This is a genomic window from Micromonospora sp. NPDC049204 (assembly GCF_040647935.1).
Classification (GTDB): domain Bacteria; phylum Actinomycetota; class Actinomycetes; order Mycobacteriales; family Micromonosporaceae; genus Micromonospora.
Map to the genome: position 1 here is coordinate 1 of NZ_JBEZDC010000020.1, position 19,414 is coordinate 19,414.

A 19,414-nucleotide genomic window follows, 5' to 3' on the forward strand; every position below is an offset into this window, starting at 1 on the left:
CGTCTGGGCACTGCTGCGCGACGGCCGCGAGTTCCAACCCACACCACCGCTGACCGCGTCTACGGCTTGACTTGGTCATTGAAACTCCTTCGTGGTCGCGGTGGGCGGGTCAGGCGCGGCGGATCATGATGTCGCCGTAGGAGGTGTTCGCCCGGACCTCGACCGTCTCGTCGGTCTGCGCCGGGCCGTCGGTCGTCTCCAGGGCGTTTTGGACGCGGCCGTGCTTGGAACTGACGTCGAGCCAGGCGGCGGTCCCACGCCGGATGCCGACCTCGATGGCGCCGTAGGAGGTGTTCAGCTCGATCGCCCCTCGGACGACCTCGCCCAACCGGACGTTGCCGTAGGCGGTGCGGGCCGTCACCGAGGCCAGCGGCGCGTCGAGGGTGATGTCGCCGTACGCGGTGTTGACCCGGACGTCGCCGCCGCTGCGGCCGATCCAGCAGTCACCGGAGGAGTTCTTGATCTCGGCGGAGCCGTCGACCGCCCCGATGCGGACCTTGCCGGAGGAGACCTTCACCCGGGCCGAGCCCGTGACCCGCTCCACCGCGACCTCGCCGTGGCTGCTGTCGATGTCCAACGGCCCGGTCTCGTCGAGCCGGATCCCGCTCCCCGTCTTGATCCGGCACTCGCCCAGCCGACCCTCGCAGCGGAACGCCGCCCAGGACGACTCGCCGTGCACTCGCGACCCGGCCGGCAGCTCGATCAGGACGTCGACCGACGGCCCGGAACCGAAGCCGTAGCGGCGCCAACTCTTCGACACCCTGATCAGCAGTTGTCCTGCGGCGTACTGGACGGTGGTCTGTTCCGCGGTGCTCACGTCGGCCTTGCTCGACGGGTCGCGGGGCCGCACCGTCACCACGGTGTCGGTGCGGTCGGTCGCTTTGATCCAGACATCTCCCACGGGCAGCTCGACCCGGACGGCGATGGGTTCTGGCGTTTCGAAAACAGGCATGGTGGTCTCCCGAAAGGTGGTCGGCGACTGTCGCCGCTGGTCAGCGGCGGGAAAACAAGGGGGTACGGAGAGTCAGCGGGCCCAGCCGGTGAGGTGCTGGCCGGAGCGTGGCTCCACCCGGCGGGGCGGGCGACGCTCCGTCTCGCCGGCGCTGACGGCACCGGCGACGGCGCGTACCAGCCAGGCGTTGACCGAGAGCCCGGCCCGCCCGGCGGCCTCCTCGACGCTTGCCTTGAGGTGGTCGGGGAGTCGGAGGTTGATCCGCGAGGTGCCACCGTCCTCCCCCTCCGGCGCGGGGGCTGGCGTGGCGAGCGGCGGCGGGCCGCTGGCCTCACTCACCTCGTCGACGAGCGGGCTGGCCGGCGTCACCACGAAGTCCGGCTCGCGCCCGCGCAACCGGACGTGCACCGAACCCGGCGCGAGATCGCGGGTGATCTCGTCGGCGGCGTCGGACAGGGCCTCGAGCAACGTGAGACGGGTCGCCGCCTCCAACTGGGCGAAGAGCCGCTCGGCCAGCATCCGGGCCTCGGGGTCGACCCCCTCGGCAGCAATGGCGAACTCGTCTCGCAGGTTCTCGACGTATGACCTCAGCTCCATGGCACCATCATGGCACCACTTTGGCTCAGAACGCAACAGGCGTGGCTCACAATGGTGCCGACCGATCAGGCCCGCCGCGGCACGCCGGGTGCTTCCAGCTCGCCGAACATGCCCCGGACCAGGTGATTCGCCTCTGCCTGAGTCAGCCCGGAGGCCACCAGCAGGTCGCTGACGGTCGTCCGGACCTGTGCCACCACCACCGCCCCGGAGAAGCCGACCCCCTCCCGATAGGCCGCACCGGCCGTCCGGACCGCCCGCAGCGCCTGCTCACGTGCCCGGTTCGGCTCGACCGCGGCGGCGAACTGCCGCTTGAGCAACCGGACGGCCTCGGCGAGATCGGCCACCGCCCCCGGCAGCGCGTCCGGGACCGGTTCACCGTCCTCGATCAGCGTCACCGACCGGCGGATGAGGGTCCCGCTGTTGCGCATCGCCCGGTCGATCGGCTCTGCCGCCTGCGCGTACCGGCTCACCGGACCGTGCCGTTCGCGCCAGTGCACCGGCGACAGGACGCTGGCCTCCCGGGCGCCCTGGGTCGCCTCGACGAACGCCTGCACCTGGCCCTTGTTCTGCCGCAGTTCGCTGCGGGCGGTGCGGACCCGATCAGCGTCCCGCTCGGCCAGCGCGCTGGCGGTCGCGTCGAGTTGGGTGGCGAGGAGGTCCAACGCCGGCCGCGCGGCCCGGTTGAGCACCCGCAGCGGGTTCAGCGGCAGCAGCACGGTGGTGATCAGCAGCGCCAGCCCGCCCCCGACGAGCGCGTCCACGAACCGAGGGATCTCCAGATCACGGATGGACGGACTGAGCGTGGCGATCAGCACCGCCGTCGCTCCGGCCTGGACCACCACCGCCGCACTGCCCACGAGGAACAGCGCGACCACGATCGCGAGCACGACGATCAGGACGAGTTGCCACCACCCGGTGCCGATCAGCACGAGCAGCAGATCGCCGATCAGCACCCCCACGGTGACACCGATGATCAGTTCGACGGTACGGCGGAGCCGTTGGCCGACGGACGCGGCGAGAGTCGAGACCGCGGAGATCGGTGCGAAGATCGGCTGCGACACGTGCAGCAGCTCGTGCGCCACGAACCACGCCAGCGCCGCGGCCAGACCGGCCTGCACCGCGAGCCCGCCGAAGGCCCGTACCCGACGCATCCGGTCGCGCAGCGTGGCCACCACGCGGTCCCAGAGCCGGACCACGATCGGAGCGCGGCCCTCCGCTCCGTGCCGACCGGCAGCGACCATGGCGGCACCTACCCCGCCAGCACCCGATCAATCCCCCGCGCCGGTGCGTCGACCTCCCCGCCCGAGCGTGTGCGCGGCGCCGACCACGACGAAGGGCAGCCACGGCGTCCGTCGCGGCGTGGGCGGGCCGCGATTGAGGCCGTCCGGTTCGGGTAGACCGCGGTCTGCCGCCGTCCGGGTGGCGGCCCCGGCACGGCGGGCTGGCAGGGCTGGCCTCGGGTGGATCGTGTGCCCGAGGGCTGCCGAGACGCCTCGGGGGGCATTCGGATGGACCAGCGCGGTTGAGCGAGCCAGACACCACCGGCGGCATCGTGGAGCTGCGGGTGCACGGCGTCTCCGGCGCGAGCGCCGAAGAGGTGCTGGGCCTGCGGCAGGTCGCGCAGGTGGCGGGTGACCGCAACGGGGGCTTCTACCGGCCGCGCCCCCGGTATTCGGACACCACCGGCGCGCACGGGGTGACGCTGGAGTCGTACCGCTGGGGTGATCTGCCCTCCGGGACGGTGGTCCGCGCCCTGGGGTTGGTCTTCCTGCTGCCATTCATGCTGGTCAACGTGGCGATCTGGATGCGTCCCGCGAACTCCGGTTCCGAGGCGACGGTCAGGTCGCTGTGCCGGTTGCTGGCGCTCACCCTGACCGTGCTCTACGTGCTCGGCATCGCCGGCGTCGCCCTGGATCTCGTCGGTTGGAAGTGTCTGAACTCGGCGAACTGCCTCGCCGGACGCAGCTGGCTGTCCTGGTTGAGCGGCCGGCCGGTCGGGGTGCGACTCGCGGTGCTCGCGCTGGTCCCGGCCACCGCGATCGGCCTGATCTGGCGGATCAGCAACCGGCCGGGGCGGACGTTCGAGGCGTTTCGCGCACCCGAGCAGGTCTCCGGGCATCGGCTCGGCGCGGTCGGTCAGTGGAACGCCGAGCCGTTGGTCGGGCGGCTGCGCTCGATCCACGTCGCCGCCGCCTTCGCGACGCTGGACCTCACCCTGCTCCTGGCCCGGGTCGCCAGCGGCGCCACCGCCACCGGCGTCGCGTTGACGGTGGCCACCGTGGTGGTCCTGGCCGCCTGCGTGGGATCGCTCTGCACTCCCCCGCTGATCGACCGGGCCGCGACCGATCGGCGACTCGACGGGATCACCCACGCGCTACGGTCCAGCGCCATCGTGCTGACCGTCCTCGTGGTGGCCTACGTGCTGGCCAGCCCGCAGCCGTGGGACGGACGCCGCGAGCTGCCCGGCTACGACACGACCCTGGCCGGGCTGTTCGTCGCACAGACCACCCTGCTGGCCGCGCTGGCCGTGGTGCTGCTCCGGCGCCGGGACCGACGGCGAGGTGCGACGCCGCTGTTCGGGTTGGGTGGGCTCGCGATCGCGGCCGCCGGGATCAGCGTGGCGGTGGCGTACTCCGCCGAGGTGGTCTACCGGGCGGCGGACTTCCTCGACCGGGACACGCCAACCGGTACGGGCATCGCCGCCGGTCCACCCCGCGCCTACACGTGGGTGATCTTCGGCTTCCTGCGCGCGATCGTGGTCACGCTTGTCGTCGCCGGTCTGGTCATCGTGATCTCCCGCCGGGGCCGGCGTCGCGACGCCGCGGCGATCGTCGCCCACGACTACCCGGACCCGCCGCCGGAGGCCAGCACCCGACTGCGGCAGGTCCGGGACGCGATAGCCCGGGCCCGGTTCACCGAGAAGCTGGTGCCGCTGGCGGTGCTCTTCGGCTGCCTCGCCGGCCTCGCCACGGCCAACACCACCATCGGCCTGCTGGGACAGTTCCCGAGCGACGTGGTCGAGAGAAACATCGGATTGCCGGCGGACGTGGTCACCTTCGCCATCGCGTTCGGCAGTTGGCTGATCGCCGCGATCATCCTCGGCATGATCGTCGGCAGCGTCTTCGCCTACCGGACCATCCCGTTCCGGCGGCACGTCGGCGTGCTCTGGGACCTCGGCACGTTCTGGCCCCGAGCCGCCCACCCCTTCGCACCGCCCTGCTACGCCGAACGCGCCGTGCCGGAGCTGACCCGCCGGGTCACGTACCTCGTCGAGAGCGGCCATGCCGTGCTGCTCACCGGGCACAGCCACGGTTCGGTACTGCTCGCCGCGACGGTGCTCCAGCTGCCGCCGGAGGTCGGCAGTCGGGTCGCCCTGCTCACCCACGGGTCACCGCTGCGTCGCCTCTACGCTCGACTCTTCCCCGCCTACATCGACGATGCGGCACTGCACGACATCGGCCACCGGGTCGGTTGGCGCTGGGTGAACCTGTGGCGCGACACCGACCCGATCGGCGGCTGGGTCTTCTCCGCCCACCGGTCACCCCGGGCGGCTACGGGCAGCGACCCGGCAGACACCGTCGATCGTCGACAACGTGATCCCCGGGACGTGGTGACGCCGGCCAGCGACAGCGTTCCCCCACCGATCCACGGCCACTGGCCGGACGAGGCGGACGAGTCGTTCACCGCGGCGGTGCGGGAGTTGGTGCGGCGACTCGGTGGACGGGCGGACCCACCCGTCGCGGCCGGGTAGCGGCCGGGTCACCCGGCCCGGGTACGCCAGTCGTCGAGGCTCGTGGCGGCGATGCGAGCGCCGTCGGCGGGGACCAGCGAGCGTTCGCCAAGCGTGGCACCGAAGTACCGGGCACCCGGGTCGGCCACCACCGACCGGCGATCCTGCTGGGACGCGAGGATGGATCGGCCCAGTTCGTCGAGGCGGAACTGCTTCGGGCCAGCGATCTCGACCACCGCGTTTGTCGGCGCGCCGACCACGACCTCGGCCACCGCGGCCGCGACGTCGTCCGCCGCCATCGGTTGGATGAGGACCGGCGCGAGGTGCACGGTGTCGCCGTCCGTGGCGGCGTCGATGATCCCCTGGAGAAATTCGAAGAACTGCGTGGCGTGCACCACGGAGTACGGGATCCCGGCCGCGACGATGAGCTTCTCCTGGGCGACCTTCGCCCGCATGTACCCGCTGTCCGGGATCCGGTCGCACCCCACGATCGAGAGCGCCGCGTAGTGGCCCACCCGGGCCGCCGCCGCGGCGGCGAGGAGATTGCGGGTGGACGTCTCGAAGAACTCCAGAACGGCGGCGGCCTCGAACGACGGCGAATTCGACACGTCGACCACGACATCGGCACCGGCGAGCGCCTCGGCCACTCCCTCGCCGGTCAGTGTGTTGACGCCGGTCTTTGGTGACGCCGGCACCGCTTCGTGCCCCTGGGCGCCGAGATTGTCCACGAGCTTGGAGCCGATGAGGCCGCTGCCACCGATGACGACGATCTTCATGGTCGAACACGTCCTGTCTGCGGTGGGTCTGCAACCGCTGCCCACCAGTAAGACGGAAACCGTGCACCGATGCAGGACAATCGCCCAAGAACAGTGCGACGAGAATCAGCCGGTCCCCTGGAGGTCTGACGTGGCCGTGGTGTCCCATCCGGTGTTCGCCCGGGTGTACGAGAGGCTCAGCGTCGCCATGGACCGCGCCGGCACGGCGGAGTTCCGACGGGACCTGGTTGCTGGCCTGTCCGGCCGGGTGATCGAGATCGGCGCGGGCAACGGCAGGATGTTCGCCCACTATCCACCCGCGGTGACCGAGGTCGTCGCCGTCGAGCCGGAACGTCGACTGCGCGCCGCCGCCGAGCGGGCGGCACCGAGCGCACCGGTGCCGGTCACCGTCGTCGACGGTCTGGCGGACGCCCTGCCCGCGGGTGACGGCGAGTTCGACGCGGCCGTCGTCGCGCTCGTGTTGTGCACCGTGCCGGATCAGGCGAGCGCGCTCGCGGAGGTCAGCCGGGTGCTGCGCCCCGGCGGCCAGCTGCGCTTCTTCGAACACGTCGCCGCCGAGCAGAGCAGCCGCCTGCACCGGACCCAACGCCTGCTCGACGCGACACTGTGGCCGAAGTTGTTCGCCGGCTGCCACACCAACCGCGACACCGTCGCCGCCATCGGTGCCGAAGGGTTCGTGATCGAGGAGCTGCGTCGGTTCCGCTTCCCGGCCACCAGCAACGGCCCGTCCTCACCCTGCGTGCACGGCCGGGCGATCCGGCCCGCGCCGACACACCAGCACTGAGGACGACCGTTGGCCTGGGAAGAGTTTCGCCTGTCGATCGACGAGCGGCCACTTCTCGCGAAGGTGGCGGCGCGGGAGTAGGCGTCGGGCAATCACAGGGCGTAATAGGGAAAACATGAATATGAATGGCTATTGCGCTCCGGTTCGTACGCAATATCCCGTTTTGTGGGTATACGCGCCGATGACGTGATGTGGTGGTCACCGCACTTTGTCCACGTCATCACGGCAGTTTCGCGCAGGGCGCGGCCCACCAGGCGCCCCCTGCGAAGTAGTACCCACGGAGGGTGTTCTGTGACAGCGAAACCCAGTCATCATCGTCTTCGCCGACGTCTCCTACCGGCGCTCGCGGCGGCTGCGGCGGCCGCCGTCGCAGCCGGCCTCCTGCTGGTCAACACGACACCAGCCGTTGCCGCAGACGCACCGGTGAACATGGGGACAGCCGGCAACTTCTCCGTCCTCGCCGGCGCCGAGCCGACCAACACCGGCCCCAGCTTCCTCGCCCAGAGCCTCGGACGATACCCGGGGAACACCGCAATGGGCTTCGGGACGGCAACCATCGGCGGCGAGATCCACCTCGGCGACGCGGTCGCTCTCCAGGCCCAGAGCGACCTGACGATCGCCTTCAACGACGCCGCCGGCCGGACGCCGTTCACCGTCATCCCGTCGGAGTTGGGCGGCAACACCCTCAACCCGGGCGTCTACCGAATCGGAGCCGCACAACTGACCGGGACGCTGACGCTCAACGCCCAGGCCGACCCTTCGGCCGTGTTCATCTTCCAGATCGACTCCTCGCTGACGACGGCGTCGGACAGCACCGTCGTACTGACCAACGGCGCCTCGGCCTGCAACGTGTTCTGGAAGGTCGGCAGCTCGGCGACGATCGGCACGGGAACCACAATGGTCGGCAACGTCATGGCGCTCGCCTCGGTCACGATGGCCACGGAGGCGACCCTGCAGGGCCGCGCGCTGGCGCGAACCGCCGCCGTGACTCTCGACGACAACGACATCACCGCGCCGCTGTGCGCCGGCCCCACCGGCCCACCCGGACCGACAGGTCCACCCGGGCCCACCGGTCCTCCCGGCCCGTCCGGCCCGCCCGGCAGCCCCGGCGCACCCGGCAGCCCCGGAGCACCCGGCAGCCCAGGCGCGCCCGGTAGCCCAGGTGCACCTGGCAGCCCTGGGGCACCTGGCAGCCCCGGAGCACCGGGAAGCCCTGGGGCACCCGGCAGCCCAGGCGCACCCGGCAGCCCAGGCGCGCCCGGTAGCCCCGGCGCACCCGGCAGCCCCGGCGCACCCGGCAGCCCCGGCGCACCCGGCAGCCCCGGCGCACCCGGCAGCCCCGGCGCACGCGGAGAACCCGGCGCACCCGGCGCACCTGGCAGCCCTGGGGCGCCCGGTAGCCCCGGAGCACCCGGAGCACCCGGTAGCCCAGGCGCACCCGGTAGCCCAGGCGCACCCGGTAGCCCAGGCGCACCCGGTAGCCCTGGGGCACCCGGCAGTCCCGGAGCACCCGGCAGCCCCGGGGACGGCAGGAGACCCATCCTGCCGGTGACCGGCAGTGGCGCGGTCCCGGCCATGACGGGCATCGGAAGTGCGCTTGTCGTGCTGGGCGCGTTCGCGTTCTTCCTCGCCCGGCGTCGTACCCGGGAGTCCTGATCGAGGGCCCGGCCGGTGACCTGCCGGCCGGGCGCCCTCGGAACTGACCATGCGCGACACCGGCGGCCCACTCCCCAGCGGGGAGTGAGCCGCCGGTTGGTGTGCCGGTCATCGGGGCCGGGCTCCGCAGGGACGGTCACCTGTGCGCTGCGGAGACCGAACTGCCCGGTCATCGCGGTGTGCCGCTCGTCGAGGGCGGCCCGGTACGCGGCGTCGTTGGTGATGGCGGTCGCCGCACTCGGACCACCCTCGATGTAGGTCGGGGCGTAACTCGCGGGTATGCCAGGCGGTGTTCGGCGCGGCGGCGTGGCTCTGAATCCTGACCGGCGTCACCGGTTCGGTAGGCCCGCCAACCAGTCATCCAGGCCCGCCGGACTCGTGAACAGCACCACCGGCGGCCCGGCCGGGTCGGCCTGCCAGGCCCGCATTCGCCGCCGTTCCCGGCCGAACGCGGAGGCGTGCCAGACCAGGATCGAGTCCGGGGACAACACACTGCCCAGCGATTCCCGGTTTCCGTTGCAGATCACCTCGCCCGTGCCCAGGCGACGCAGGGTGCGACGCAGCAACCACCAGAACGAGCGCCACCACGGGTAGTCCAGGGCCACCACCAGGTCGGCACGGGCCAGCGGCACGTCCCGCCATCCGTGGTACGCGCCGTCGAGGATCCAGGTGTCCCGACGGCAGATCTCCTCGATGCGCCCGCGCTGCTGCGCGACCGGCACCTCGACCCACCCCGGCAGCCACAACAGGTCGTCCACCGGATACCACGGCAACCCGAGGCGCTGGGCTAGGCGCTCGGCGAGAGTGGACTTGCCCGAGCCGTGCACCCCGTAGACCAGGATGCGACGCGGTGCGGTCATCGCGGCAGCGTACGCCGCGACCGAAAATCGTTTGCCGTACGGGACGGGCTGCCCGAGAGTGACGTCCATGACGTACTGACGGAACCACCCCGCGCATTCGCCCCCGGTGACACCTCCCGGAGGGCCGTGCTGTCGTCCGTTCCCGCGTCTGCGTACGAAGTGAGTCTCCTTGTTGCAGCACCACTCCCCTCGGGAGTCCCTGCCCCCGTCCACCCCGGCCACCGTCACGGTGTTCGCCTCGCCCGCGAGCTGGATCGAGTCCGCCGCGCTCGACCAGTGCCAGCAGGTTGCCGCCCTCGACGGCATGATCCACGTCGCGGCGATGCCGGATCTGCACCCCGGCAAGGGCGCACCCATCGGTGCGGCCATGGCGTCGAGGGTGCTCTACCCGTTCCTGGTTGGCTCCGACATCGGCTGCGGCATCGCCGTGTTCCCCATCAAGCTCAAGCGTGCCGTGCCGGAGCGCCTCGCCGCCCGGTTCCCCGACCTCGACCGCGCGTTGGACCCGGATCAGGACGCCGACGACCCGGCCTGGGCGGTCGTCCAGGGTGACGTTCCGGCCGGTCACCTGGACGGTCTCGGGACGGTTGGCCGTGGCAACCACTTCGTGGAGTTGGCGCGCGTCGACACCGTCCTCGACGCGAACCACGCGAGTCGGCTCGGGCTCGACGCCGGTGATCTCGTGCTGATCGTGCACAGTGGTTCCCGTGGTCTCGGTGAACGGATTCTGCGGGCGCACACCGAGGTGCACGGCGCCGGGGCCGCTCCCGATCCCGCCGCCTACCTGACGAGGCACGACGACGCCGTGCGCTGGGGATCGCTCAACCGGCGGGTGCTGGCGGCCCGGGTCGCGTACGCGTTGGGGGCCGAACCCACCCCGCCGATCGTCGATCAGTGCCACAACCTGGTCGAGGTCTCCGACGGGGTCTACCTGCACCGCAAGGGCGCGGCGCCGGGCGACGGCCGCGACGTCCTCGTGGCCGGCACCCGGGGCACAGCCTCCTATCTGGTGGCCGCCCACGCCGGGCCGGAGGCCAACTATTCGGTGGCGCACGGCGCCGGTCGCAAGATGTCGCGCGCCGACGCCCTGCGACGGGGCCGGGCCAAGCACACGGTCGAGGAACTACGTCGCACGCCCGTGGGCTCGCTCGTGGTGTGCGGCGACCGCCAGCTGCTGTTCGAGGAGGCGCCCACGGCGTACAAGCGCATCGAGCAGGTGATCGCCGATCTCGCCGAGCACCGGTTGGCCACCCCGGTGGTCAGCACGACTCCCCTGGTCACCTACAAGACGCCCGATCTCGGGTCCGCCTCCCGCACTCAGCGGCGGGGTCACCGCGACGGACGGGGCCGGTCGTGAGCGTGCTCCTGCTGCTGTCCGCCGGCCGTGGCCCGAGTGAGTGCGCCTGGGCGCTGGCCCAGCTCCTGCATCGGCTGACCGGAGCTGGCACCCGCCGAGGTCTGACGATCGAACAGGTTCAGGTGACAGCCGGCGATCGGACCGGCACCTACCGCTCGGCGCTCATCCGGATCACCGGCGCGGACGCCGAGGCGTTCGCGGCCTCGTGGACCGGGACGCTGTGCTGGCAGGCCCCGAGTCCGTACCGGGCGAGCACGGGCCGCAAGAACTGGTACGTCACCGCGCAGCCGCCCTCACCCGACGCGGCGCCGACGCCGTTCGCCGAGGCGGACGTCGACATCGTCGGTTGCCGTACCGGCGGTCCGGGTGGTCAGCACCGCAACAAGGCCAGCACGGCGGTCCGCGCGACGCACCGCCCGTCGGGCCTGGTCGTCGTGGTGGACGAGGAACGGCAGTTCAGCCTCAACCGCCGGATCGCCCTGCGACTGCTGCGGCAACGCGTCGAGCAGGACGACGAGGCGGCCCGCAGTGCCGTCACCACCGCCCGGTGGCGGGTGCACGACACCCTGGTGCGCGGCGACCCGGTGCGGGTGGAACGTCCGGAGCCCCAGCGATCGGGCCGCCGAGGGTAGCGGCCCGGTCAGACGTCCCGGACCGCGTCGGCGAACGCCTGGGGCGCCTCCTGGGGCAGGTTGTGCCCGACGCCGCCGCCCACGGTCCGGTGTTCGTACTGCCCGGCGAACTGCTTGCCGTAGACGGCGGGTTCCAGGTGCGGCGCGCCGTTGGCATCCCCCTCCAGCGAGATGCTGGGCACCATGATCTTCGGTTTCGCGGCCAGTCGCTTCTCCACCTCGTCGTACTGCGACTCGCCGGGGGCGAGGGCCAGCCGCCACCGGTAGTTGTGGATCACGATGTCCACGTGGTCGGGGTTGTCGAACGCGGCCGCGCTGCGGTCGAATGTCGCGTCGTCGAACGACCACTTCGGGGACGCGGTGTGCCAGATCAGCCTGGCGAAGTCGCGCCGGTTCCGGTCGTAACCGTCCCGGCCGCGTTCGGTGGCGAAGTAGTACTGGTACCACCAGGCCAGTTCCGCCTTCGGGGGCAGCGGCACCTTTCCCGATGCCTGGCCGTCGATCAGGTAGCCGCTCACCGAGACCAGCCCCCGGCAGCGCTCGGGCCACAGCGCGGCCACGACGTCTGCCGTACGCGCACCCCAGTCGAACCCGGCCAGCTTCGCGCTGTCGATCTTCAGGGCGTCCATGAGGGCGATGAGGTCGAGCCCCATGGCTGCCGGTTCGCCGTTGCGCATGGTGTCGTCGGAGAGGAACCGGGTCGTGCCGTAGCCCCGCAGGTACGGCACGACGACCCGGTAGCCGGCGTCGGTGAGCAGCGGCACGACGTCGGCGAAGCTGTGGATGTCGTACGGCCAGCCGTGCAGCAGGATCACCGCCGGACCGTCGGACGGCCCAGCGTCGACGTACCCGATGGTCAGGACCCCGGCGTCGACCTGTCGCACGTCACCGAACGATGCCCCCATGCCGGACCTCTCCTCGCGTTCTCACCCTCGGACGTGCTGACCACGCCTCAATCTAGGGACCCGCCGGGTGGTCGATCAGGGTTTGCCGGTGATCGACCCCGGCCCGATCCGGGCTGGCTAGGATGCACACAGCGTCGCCCTGCGCGACTCCGGGTGGGGACACGACCGTAGGGTGATGGCATGGCTGAGCGACCTCTGACCTTGATGGCGGTGCACGCCCACCCCGACGACGAGGCGACGAGCACCGGTGGCGTCCTTGCCCGCTACGCCGCGGAGGGGATCACGACGGTCCTGGTGACCTGCACCGACGGGCGGTGCGGTGACGGCCCGGGTGGGGTCAAGCCGGGTGACCCGAAGCACGACCCCGCCGCTGTCGTGGCGATGCGCCAGGCCGAGTTGGAAGCCAGCTGCGCGGTGTTGAAGGTCAGCCACCTGGAAACCCTCGGTTACGCCGACTCCGGGATGATGGGCTGGCCGACGAACGACCAGCCCGGCGCGTTCTGGACGACGCCGGTGGCAGAGGCGGCGGACCGACTCGCCGAGCTGATCCGGCAGTACCAGCCGGACGTGATCGTCACGTACGACGAGAACGGCTTCTACGGCCACCCGGACCACATCCAGGCGCACCGGATCACCATGGCCGCCGTGGAGCAGACGGACACCCCGGCGAAGGTGTACTGGACCACGGTGCCGCGCACCGCGTTCGAGCAGTTCGGCCAGATCATGCAGGAGCTCGGCGTCGAGTGGGACGCACCGGACCCGGAGGCGGAGGCGGAGCCGATGCCGCAGCTCGGCCTGCCCGACGACGAGATCAGCACCTGGGTGGACACGAGCAGCTTCGGGGCGCAGAAGTTCGACGCCCTGGCCACCCACGCCAGCCAGACCGAGAACATCTTCTTCCTGCAACTGGGCCGGGAGCGGTTCACGGAGCTGATGGGGGTGGAGACCTTCGTTCGGGTGCGCGACCGCACCGACGCGCCGATCCCCGAGGACGACCTCTTCGCCGGCCTGCGCTGACCCGCCCAGGTCAACTCTCGTAGCGACGCCCGAGATCGTCGGCCACCCGGTCGGCGATCTCGGCAGCGTGGCCGCGACTTGCCGCCGGTCCCCGGAAGTTTCGCGAGCATCTCCGGCGAGCCCCCGCAGGTCATATGACGAATTTCCGGAAGTTTTCAGCGTTGACGCCCGAACATAGACGGCCTTAACGTTTCGAGCAGGTTTCCGGTCACCGGCCGGCACCACCGGCCCTCCGGCCCCGAGCCAGGGCGCTCGACCACCAACCCCGCTCCCATCCGCCAACACCGGACCCGCACCTTGTTGATCGACAGTTGTCGATCAGGGTCTGGAAAGGAAGGCACATGAAGCTGAGACAGTGGACCACCGTCGGCGTGGTTGCCGTCCTCACCGTTGCGGCGCTGAACACGGTGCCCGCCACCGCCAGTCGGCCGTACGACCCCACGGCGCAGAGCCTCGGCGCCCTCGGCCTGCGCCACGGCCTCCAGGTCGGCACCGCGGTCAACATGGATGCCCTCAACGACGCCGGTGACCCGCAGTACCGCGCGCTGGCCTCCTCGGAGTTCACCTCCGTCACCGCCGAGAACGTGATGAAGTGGGAGGTCCTGGAGCCCACCCGCGGCACCTACGACTGGACCGCGGCCGACCAACTCATCGATTTCGCCAAGCGCAACCGGCAGAGCGTCCGCGGCCACGTGCTGGTCTGGCACAACCAACTGCCCGGCTGGCTGACCAGCGGTGTCGCCGACGGCTCCATCAGCAAGCAGGAGCTGCGCGAGCTGCTGCGCAAGCACATCACCACTGTCGCCAACCGGTACAAGGGCAAGATCTGGCAGTGGGACGTGGTCAACGAGGCGGTCAGCGACCCCTGGGACACCCCGTCGACCCTGCACTACAAGGGCTTCTGGGCAGAGAACCTCGGGCCCGGCTACATCGCCGACGCGTTCCGCTGGGCGCGGGCGGCCGATCCCAAGGCCCTGCTGTTCTACAACGACTACAACATCGAGGCGTTCGGCTCCGGCAACCCGGCGGACGACAAGACCCAGTTCGTCTACGAGATGACCAGGGGCCTACGCGCACAGGGCGTGCCGATCGACGGCGTCGGCTCCCAGGGTCACCTCGGCACCCAGTACGGCAACTTCGACACCCTCCAGGTGACCGCCGCGCTCAAGAAGTTCAGTGGGCTCGGCGTCGCCACCGCGTTCACCGAGGTCGACGTCCGCAGCCAGATGACGGCGGGCGTCCAGGCCGGCAACGCGGAGGAGATCAACCCCCGGTTGCAGGCCTCGGCGGCGAACTTCAGCGTGCTGATGAAGGCGTGCCTCGCCGTCCGGAGCTGTCTGTCGTACACGGTGTGGGGTTTCAGTGACAGGCACTCCTGGGTGCCGGACTGGTTCGACGACCCGCCGGAGGGCCTGGCCACGATCTACGACGAGAACTACCAGCCCAAGCGGGCGTACCAGGAGCTGAAGTCGGACCTGATCCTCGCGGGACCGCCGTACGTCCAGCCGCGCAGCACACCCCGACCACGCCGCTGACCCTCGGGTCGCGGCTCACTCGACGGCAGGTCCGTCGGCGTAGGGCCGTGTGGGGCACGGCGGAGCCCCACACGGCCGATACGTCACCACGGTCGTCGACGTTCGACTCACGTTCAGCCGCCTCGAGTGGCCGTACGGACGCCATTGGAGTATTGATGCCGGTTCTACCTGCTTATTGATGGTGTTGGTGTAACCATAGTGGGCGTGGGAACTGCGAAAACTGCCATGCCTGCGATCTCGCCGCTCACCGGCGATCCAATCAAGCGGGCCGATGCCGAACGACTCGCGGGGGTGCTGAAGGCCTTCGCCGATCCGGCGCGACTGCGTCTGCTCAGCCTGATCCAGTCCGCGCCCGAAGGTGAGGCGTCCGTCAGTGACCTCACCGGGGCGCTCAACCTGTCCCAGCCGACCGTGAGTCATCACCTGCGGATCCTCACCGAGGCCGGCCTACTCGAACGCGACAAGCGGGGGGTGTGGGCCTACTACCGCCTGGTGCCCGCCGCGATCGCACAGATCGCCGACCTGTTGACGCCGCCCCGGAAGCGGGCCACGAAGAAGACCCGCTGACCCCTCACATCCGCTCCGGGGTTCGGACGCCGAGCAGGTGCAGCCCCTGCCGCAGCGTCCGGGCCGTCAGCTCGGCCAGCAGCAGCCGGCTCTCCCGCAGCTCGTCCGGGGCCCGCAGCACCGGGCAGCGCTCGTAGAACGCGTTGAACGCGGTGGCAAGCCGGTGCAGGTAACCGGCGAGGTGGTGGAACTCGAGGCTTCGCTCCACCTCGCCGACCACCGCGGCGAAGCCGAGCAGCTCGATCGCGAGCGCCCGCTCCGCCGGCGACGTGAGCGCGATCGGCGCGTCCGGCCGGGCCGTCGTCCCGGCGCGCCGGAACATCGACCGGATCCGGGCGTACACGTACTGGAGGTACGGCGCGGTGTTGCCCTCCAGGGCGAGCATCCGCTCCCAGTCCAGGACGTAGTCCTTGGTCCGATCGGTGGACAGGTCGGCATACTTCACCGCGCCGATCCCCACCGCGCGACCGATCTCGGCTGCGGCTTCGGCATCCAGCTCCGGGTTCCTGCGCCGGGCCAGGTCCGTGGCCCGGGTGACCGCCTCCTCCAGCAGCCCGACCAGCTTCACCGACTCACCAGCCCGGCTGCGCAGCATCCGCCCGTCGCCGCCGAGGATCGACCCGAAGCCCAGATGCTCGGCCCGCGCCGGCGGGCACAGCCAACCGGCCGCCCGGGCGACCGCGAACACCATCGCGAAGTGCTGCCGCTGCGGCAGCCCGACGACGTACAGCAAGCGGGTTGCGCCCAGTTCGCCGACACGCTGCCGTAGCGCGGCCAGATCGGTGGCCGGATAGCCGTACCCCCCGTCGCTCTTGCGCACGATGAGCGGCGTCGGCTCGCCGTCCCGGCCGCTGAAGCCGGCCGGGAAGACGCAGTCGGCCCCGCCGCTGGGCACCAGCATGCCCAACCGGTCCAGGTCGTCGACGACCCCCGCCAGCAGATCGTTGTAGGCGCTCTCGCCCCGAAAGTCGTCCTCGGACAACGTCACGTCGAGCAGGTCGTAGACGGTCAGGAAGTACCGCTCGGACTGCGCCACCAGCAGCCGCCACCACCGCAGCGTCTGCTCGTCGCCGCCCTGCAAGGCGACCACCCGCAGCCGCGAGCGTTCCCGGAACGTCTCGTCGGAGTCGAACTTCGCCCGCGCCTCCCGATAGAAGCCGTCCAGGTCACCCATCGACAACTCGTGCGCCGCCCCGGCCTCGCCGAGGTCGACCAGGTGCTCGATCAGCATGCCGAACGGTGTCCCCCAGTCACCCAGGTGGTTGACCCGCACCACCCGGTGCCCCAGCCAGTCCAGCAGCCGTACCGCCGCGTCACCGATGACTGTGGAGCGGAGATGCCCGACGTGCATCTCCTTCGCCACGTTCGGCGCCGAGTAGTCGACCACCACGGTCTGCGGGGCCGCCGTCACCGGCACGCCGAGCCGGGCGTCGCCGGCCAGCCCGGAGACCAGGTCGGCAAGTGCCGGGTCGGCGACGGTGAGGTTGAGAAACCCCGGCCCGGAGACCTCCGCCGACACGCAGACGTCGTCGAGGACCGCGTGTGCCAGCACCTCGGCCGCGATGTCGCGCGGCGGACGGCCGAGCCGTCGGGCCAGTGCCAGCGCCGCGTCGGATTGGAAGTCCGCTCGCGGCGAGCGCCGCACGAGCGGATCAACCGGTCCGCCGGCCACCGCGGCGAACGCCGGTGCCAGCCGGTCGGCCAACAACCTTTCAAGATCCATGAGTACGCCGATCTCACTCGGACCCGCGCTGCCAGGCGGGCCTCAGACGACAGGAGATGCGGGCGGATCGAGGACGACCAGCGCACGACCGGCGGCTCGATCCGCCGGTCGCAGAAAACAGGTCAGCGCGGGCGGGCGACGGATCGCCGGCGTCGCCGAGCACCGACCTGGACGTCACACGACGCTCCGGTGCACTTGGCGATCACGCTGGTCATGCGGGCAGCTTAGCGGGCCGGCGAATGTGTCGACATCCCGATTACCACCGCTGGGGCGAGCGTCCGGCGCGGCGAACAGTCGTTTGGGACGGTACGCCACCGGGAACTGCTCCGACATCGACGAAAGGTGATCATGAGCCGACACACACCGCTACCGCCGGCCCGTACGCGACGCGTGCTTGCGCTGATCCCGCTGCTGGGCACCATCGCACTTGCCACGGCCTGCACCACCACCGAAGACCCGCCCGCCTCGACCCCGTCGGGTGCGGCGCCGACCTCCGCTGCGGCGGCCGTGGATCCGACGGGCCAGCCCTCGTCGAGCGCCAGCGGCCCGACGACCATCCCGACGTCGGCGTTCGTCGAGCTGCCGACCGAGCTGCGGAAGTCTCCACGCCGGACGGTGCCCGTCGAGGAGGCTCTGCCGAAGCTCTGCGGAAACGAGTTCGGCACCGGAGGCCGTCAGGTGACGGCGAGCGCCGCGATGACAGTCACCTACAAGAAGGCCGACGACAATGCCGGCAACACGCCCCAGGGGATGATCCACCAGACCATCTTCACGTTCGACGGCACCGGCGCCACGGACTACATGGGGCGTCTGCGCACCGCCTTGGAGGCGTGTCCCTCCTTCCAGCACGACGGGAGCCGAGCGACCGCCAAGAGTGAGGCTCTGCCCGGCGTCGGTGACGAAGCGCTGCTGCTGAACCTGACCTGGCCCGCGACCAGCCTCAACGGAGAACACACCGGCGGCACCGAGACCAGCCAGATCGCGGTGGCCCGCGTCGACACGGTGGTGACGGTGTTCAACGACCAGGGGTGGGAGGGTTCCAGCGGCAATCCCGCCATCCTGGACCGGGTCGTCCGCGACGCTGTCCAGACCATCGACACCTGGCAGCGGTAGCCCCACCATGGGCTCCGCACCCGCCGATCCGCTCGACCTGCACGGCGTGCGACGGGCCTACGACATCGTCGCCGAGGACTACGCCACCTTTCTGCCGGACACCCGCGCCGAGTCCCCACTCGACCTCGCCATGGTCGACGCGTTCGCCGCGGCGGTGACGTCGGGCGGTGACACCCGGGTCCTCGACGCCGGGTGCGGTCCGGGCCGAATGAGCAGGTACCTCACCAACCGTGGGTGCCTGGTGTACGGGGTCGACCTGTCGCCGGGCATGATCGTCCGGGCACGCCGGGACCACCCTGGCCTGATGGTCACCGTGGCCTCGTTGACCGCTCTCCCCTACCCGGACGACCGGTTCGCCGGTGTCCTGCTCTGGTACTCCACCATCCACACGCCCCCTGCCGGGCAGGCACGCGTCTTCGCGGAAGCGGCCCGGGTGCTCCGACCCTCGGGTCACCTGCTCGTCGGCTTCCAGGCCGGTGAAGGTACGCGTGACCTGTCCGGGCCCTACCGCCGCCGCTTCGGTCACGAGATCCGTCTGGAGCGACACCGTTACACGGTGGACCAGGTCGCCGCCGAGATCGAGGCTGCCGGCCTGCGGGAGGAGTGCCGCCTGGTGCGGCGGGCGCGCGGCACCGAGCGGGATGATCAGGCGTTCCTGCTGGCCACGACGGGTCGCGTCAGCGGTTGAAGGCCAGGTACAGGCCGAGGCCGAAGTTGACCATCAGGATGATCGCGCCGATGACGGCGAACCCGCGTTGCCAGGCCGTCCACCGGACCGTCCGCTGGGACTCGACGATGCCCGCCTCCTCCACCCGGACCTCCGCGATCCTGTCCCGCTCCTTGGTGTCCCGGAGAGCCGCGGTCGCGCCAGCACTGAACAGGGCGGCGTTGGAACGAAGCTCCTCGGTGAGACTCTGCAACGCCTGGGTCATCGAGTCGATCGAGCCGTTGATGTGCCGCAGGTGCTCGTCGTGCCCCTGTAGACGCTGTTCGATCCGGCCCGCGTCGACACCACGGTTGTAGGCGGCCTCCTTCTCCTCGCTGGCCTCCGGGCTCGTCACCACGGTGTCATCGCCGGCGGTGACACGGCATCGAGCCCGTCCACGGCCCGTGACAAGGACCGGGGTCGCTGCGGGGACGTGCTAGGTGCGATACGCAAGGCAAGACCTCCTCCTGCCGCCGCACCGTCCGGCCAAGCGACGCACCAGTC

The 19,414-nt window shown here is 71.0% G+C and carries 19 protein-coding genes and 1 pseudogene; 11 read left to right on the plus strand and 9 right to left on the minus strand.

Annotated features, from left to right (window positions below; translation table 11 throughout):
• Nucleotides 1-109: 109 nt before the first annotated feature.
• The 3 genes from AB0A90_RS29470 to AB0A90_RS29480 all read right to left on the minus strand — a co-directional run bounded on the left by AB0A90_RS29470 (nt 110) and on the right by AB0A90_RS29480 (nt 2,790).
• The gene (locus tag AB0A90_RS29470; protein ID WP_357254283.1) at nt 110-952 is read right to left on the minus strand and encodes a DUF4097 family beta strand repeat-containing protein; all 843 of its coding nucleotides are present in this window, start codon (nt 950-952) and stop codon (nt 110-112) included.
• A 72-nt stretch (nt 953-1,024) separates the two neighbouring features.
• Nucleotides 1,025-1,549: a hypothetical protein gene (locus tag AB0A90_RS29475; protein WP_357254285.1), complete on the minus strand. Its 525-nt coding sequence runs from the start codon at nt 1,547-1,549 to the stop codon at nt 1,025-1,027.
• 65 nt (nt 1,550-1,614) lie between these two features.
• Nucleotides 1,615-2,790, minus strand: a complete 1,176-nt coding sequence (locus AB0A90_RS29480; protein ID WP_357254287.1) for an FUSC family protein — start codon at nt 2,788-2,790, stop codon at nt 1,615-1,617.
• A 281-nt stretch (nt 2,791-3,071) separates the two neighbouring features.
• On the opposite strand from AB0A90_RS29480, the gene AB0A90_RS29485 reads away from it, so the two are divergent.
• Nucleotides 3,072-5,300: a hypothetical protein gene (locus tag AB0A90_RS29485; protein WP_357254288.1), complete on the plus strand. Its 2,229-nt coding sequence runs from the start codon at nt 3,072-3,074 to the stop codon at nt 5,298-5,300.
• A gap of 8 nt (nt 5,301-5,308) precedes the next feature.
• Here AB0A90_RS29485 and AB0A90_RS29490 read toward each other — a convergent pair whose 3' ends face one another.
• Nucleotides 5,309-6,055 (minus strand): SDR family oxidoreductase, encoded by a 747-nt coding sequence (locus AB0A90_RS29490; RefSeq protein WP_357254290.1) that lies wholly within the window; start codon nt 6,053-6,055, stop codon nt 5,309-5,311.
• Between the two features lie 130 nt (nt 6,056-6,185).
• On the opposite strand from AB0A90_RS29490, the gene AB0A90_RS29495 reads away from it, so the two are divergent.
• Both AB0A90_RS29495 and AB0A90_RS29500 read left to right on the plus strand, forming a co-directional pair.
• Nucleotides 6,186-6,839 (plus strand): class I SAM-dependent methyltransferase, encoded by a 654-nt coding sequence (locus AB0A90_RS29495; RefSeq protein ID WP_357254291.1) that lies wholly within the window; start codon nt 6,186-6,188, stop codon nt 6,837-6,839.
• A gap of 429 nt (nt 6,840-7,268) precedes the next feature.
• A pseudogene (locus AB0A90_RS29500) lies at nt 7,269-7,790 on the plus strand (ice-binding family protein); the annotation flags it as partial.
• Nucleotides 7,791-7,845: 55 nt separating this feature from the next.
• Here the strand turns inward: AB0A90_RS29500 and AB0A90_RS29505 are convergent.
• On the minus strand, nt 7,846-8,331 hold the full coding sequence (locus AB0A90_RS29505; RefSeq protein WP_357254535.1) for a hypothetical protein: 486 nt from the start codon (nt 8,329-8,331) through the stop codon (nt 7,846-7,848).
• 56 nt (nt 8,332-8,387) lie between these two features.
• Between AB0A90_RS29505 and AB0A90_RS29510 the strand changes: the two genes are divergently transcribed.
• Nucleotides 8,388-8,495 (plus strand): LPXTG cell wall anchor domain-containing protein, encoded by a 108-nt coding sequence (locus AB0A90_RS29510; protein ID WP_357254538.1) that lies wholly within the window; start codon nt 8,388-8,390, stop codon nt 8,493-8,495.
• 329 nt (nt 8,496-8,824) lie between these two features.
• On the opposite strand, the gene AB0A90_RS29515 is transcribed toward AB0A90_RS29510, so the two are convergent.
• Nucleotides 8,825-9,355, minus strand: a complete 531-nt coding sequence (locus AB0A90_RS29515; protein ID WP_357254293.1) for an adenylate kinase — start codon at nt 9,353-9,355, stop codon at nt 8,825-8,827.
• A 169-nt stretch (nt 9,356-9,524) separates the two neighbouring features.
• Here AB0A90_RS29515 and AB0A90_RS29520 point away from each other — a divergent pair, with 169 nt between their 5' ends.
• Complete coding sequence (locus AB0A90_RS29520; protein ID WP_357254295.1) at nt 9,525-10,712, plus strand: RNA ligase RtcB family protein; 1,188 nt, start codon at nt 9,525-9,527, stop codon at nt 10,710-10,712.
• Nucleotides 10,709-11,344 (plus strand): peptide chain release factor H, encoded by a 636-nt coding sequence (gene prfH / locus AB0A90_RS29525; protein ID WP_357254297.1) that lies wholly within the window; start codon nt 10,709-10,711, stop codon nt 11,342-11,344. The genes AB0A90_RS29520 and prfH overlap by 4 nt, the downstream gene beginning before the upstream one ends.
• Nucleotides 11,345-11,352: 8 nt before the next feature.
• On the opposite strand, the gene AB0A90_RS29530 is transcribed toward prfH, so the two are convergent.
• Nucleotides 11,353-12,249: an alpha/beta hydrolase gene (locus tag AB0A90_RS29530; RefSeq protein ID WP_357254299.1), complete on the minus strand. Its 897-nt coding sequence runs from the start codon at nt 12,247-12,249 to the stop codon at nt 11,353-11,355.
• 180 nt (nt 12,250-12,429) lie between these two features.
• Between AB0A90_RS29530 and AB0A90_RS29535 the strand changes: the two genes are divergently transcribed.
• From AB0A90_RS29535 to AB0A90_RS29545, 3 genes are all read left to right on the plus strand, one after another.
• Entirely contained in the window at nt 12,430-13,266 is an 837-nt protein-coding gene (locus AB0A90_RS29535) for a PIG-L family deacetylase (protein ID WP_357254301.1), read from the plus strand.
• Between the two features lie 341 nt (nt 13,267-13,607).
• A complete protein-coding gene (locus AB0A90_RS29540; protein WP_357254303.1) occupies nt 13,608-14,801 on the plus strand; it encodes an endo-1,4-beta-xylanase in 1,194 nt (397 codons plus the stop codon).
• 225 nt (nt 14,802-15,026) lie between these two features.
• Nucleotides 15,027-15,368, plus strand: a complete 342-nt coding sequence (locus AB0A90_RS29545; protein WP_208641223.1) for a metalloregulator ArsR/SmtB family transcription factor — start codon at nt 15,027-15,029, stop codon at nt 15,366-15,368.
• Between the two features lie 4 nt (nt 15,369-15,372).
• Here AB0A90_RS29545 and argS read toward each other — a convergent pair whose 3' ends face one another.
• Nucleotides 15,373-17,091: an arginine--tRNA ligase gene (argS, locus tag AB0A90_RS29550; RefSeq protein WP_357254305.1), complete on the minus strand. Its 1,719-nt coding sequence runs from the start codon at nt 17,089-17,091 to the stop codon at nt 15,373-15,375.
• A gap of 348 nt (nt 17,092-17,439) precedes the next feature.
• Between argS and AB0A90_RS29555 the strand changes: the two genes are divergently transcribed.
• On the plus strand, nt 17,440-18,204 hold the full coding sequence (locus AB0A90_RS29555) for a hypothetical protein (RefSeq protein ID WP_357254306.1): 765 nt from the start codon (nt 17,440-17,442) through the stop codon (nt 18,202-18,204).
• A gap of 7 nt (nt 18,205-18,211) precedes the next feature.
• Entirely contained in the window at nt 18,212-18,892 is a 681-nt protein-coding gene (locus tag AB0A90_RS29560; protein ID WP_357254308.1) for a class I SAM-dependent methyltransferase, read from the plus strand.
• Here the strand turns inward: AB0A90_RS29560 and AB0A90_RS29565 are convergent.
• On the minus strand, nt 18,882-19,265 hold the full coding sequence (locus AB0A90_RS29565; protein ID WP_357254310.1) for a hypothetical protein: 384 nt from the start codon (nt 19,263-19,265) through the stop codon (nt 18,882-18,884). The genes AB0A90_RS29560 and AB0A90_RS29565 overlap by 11 nt on opposite strands.
• Nucleotides 19,266-19,414 lie beyond the last annotated feature (149 nt).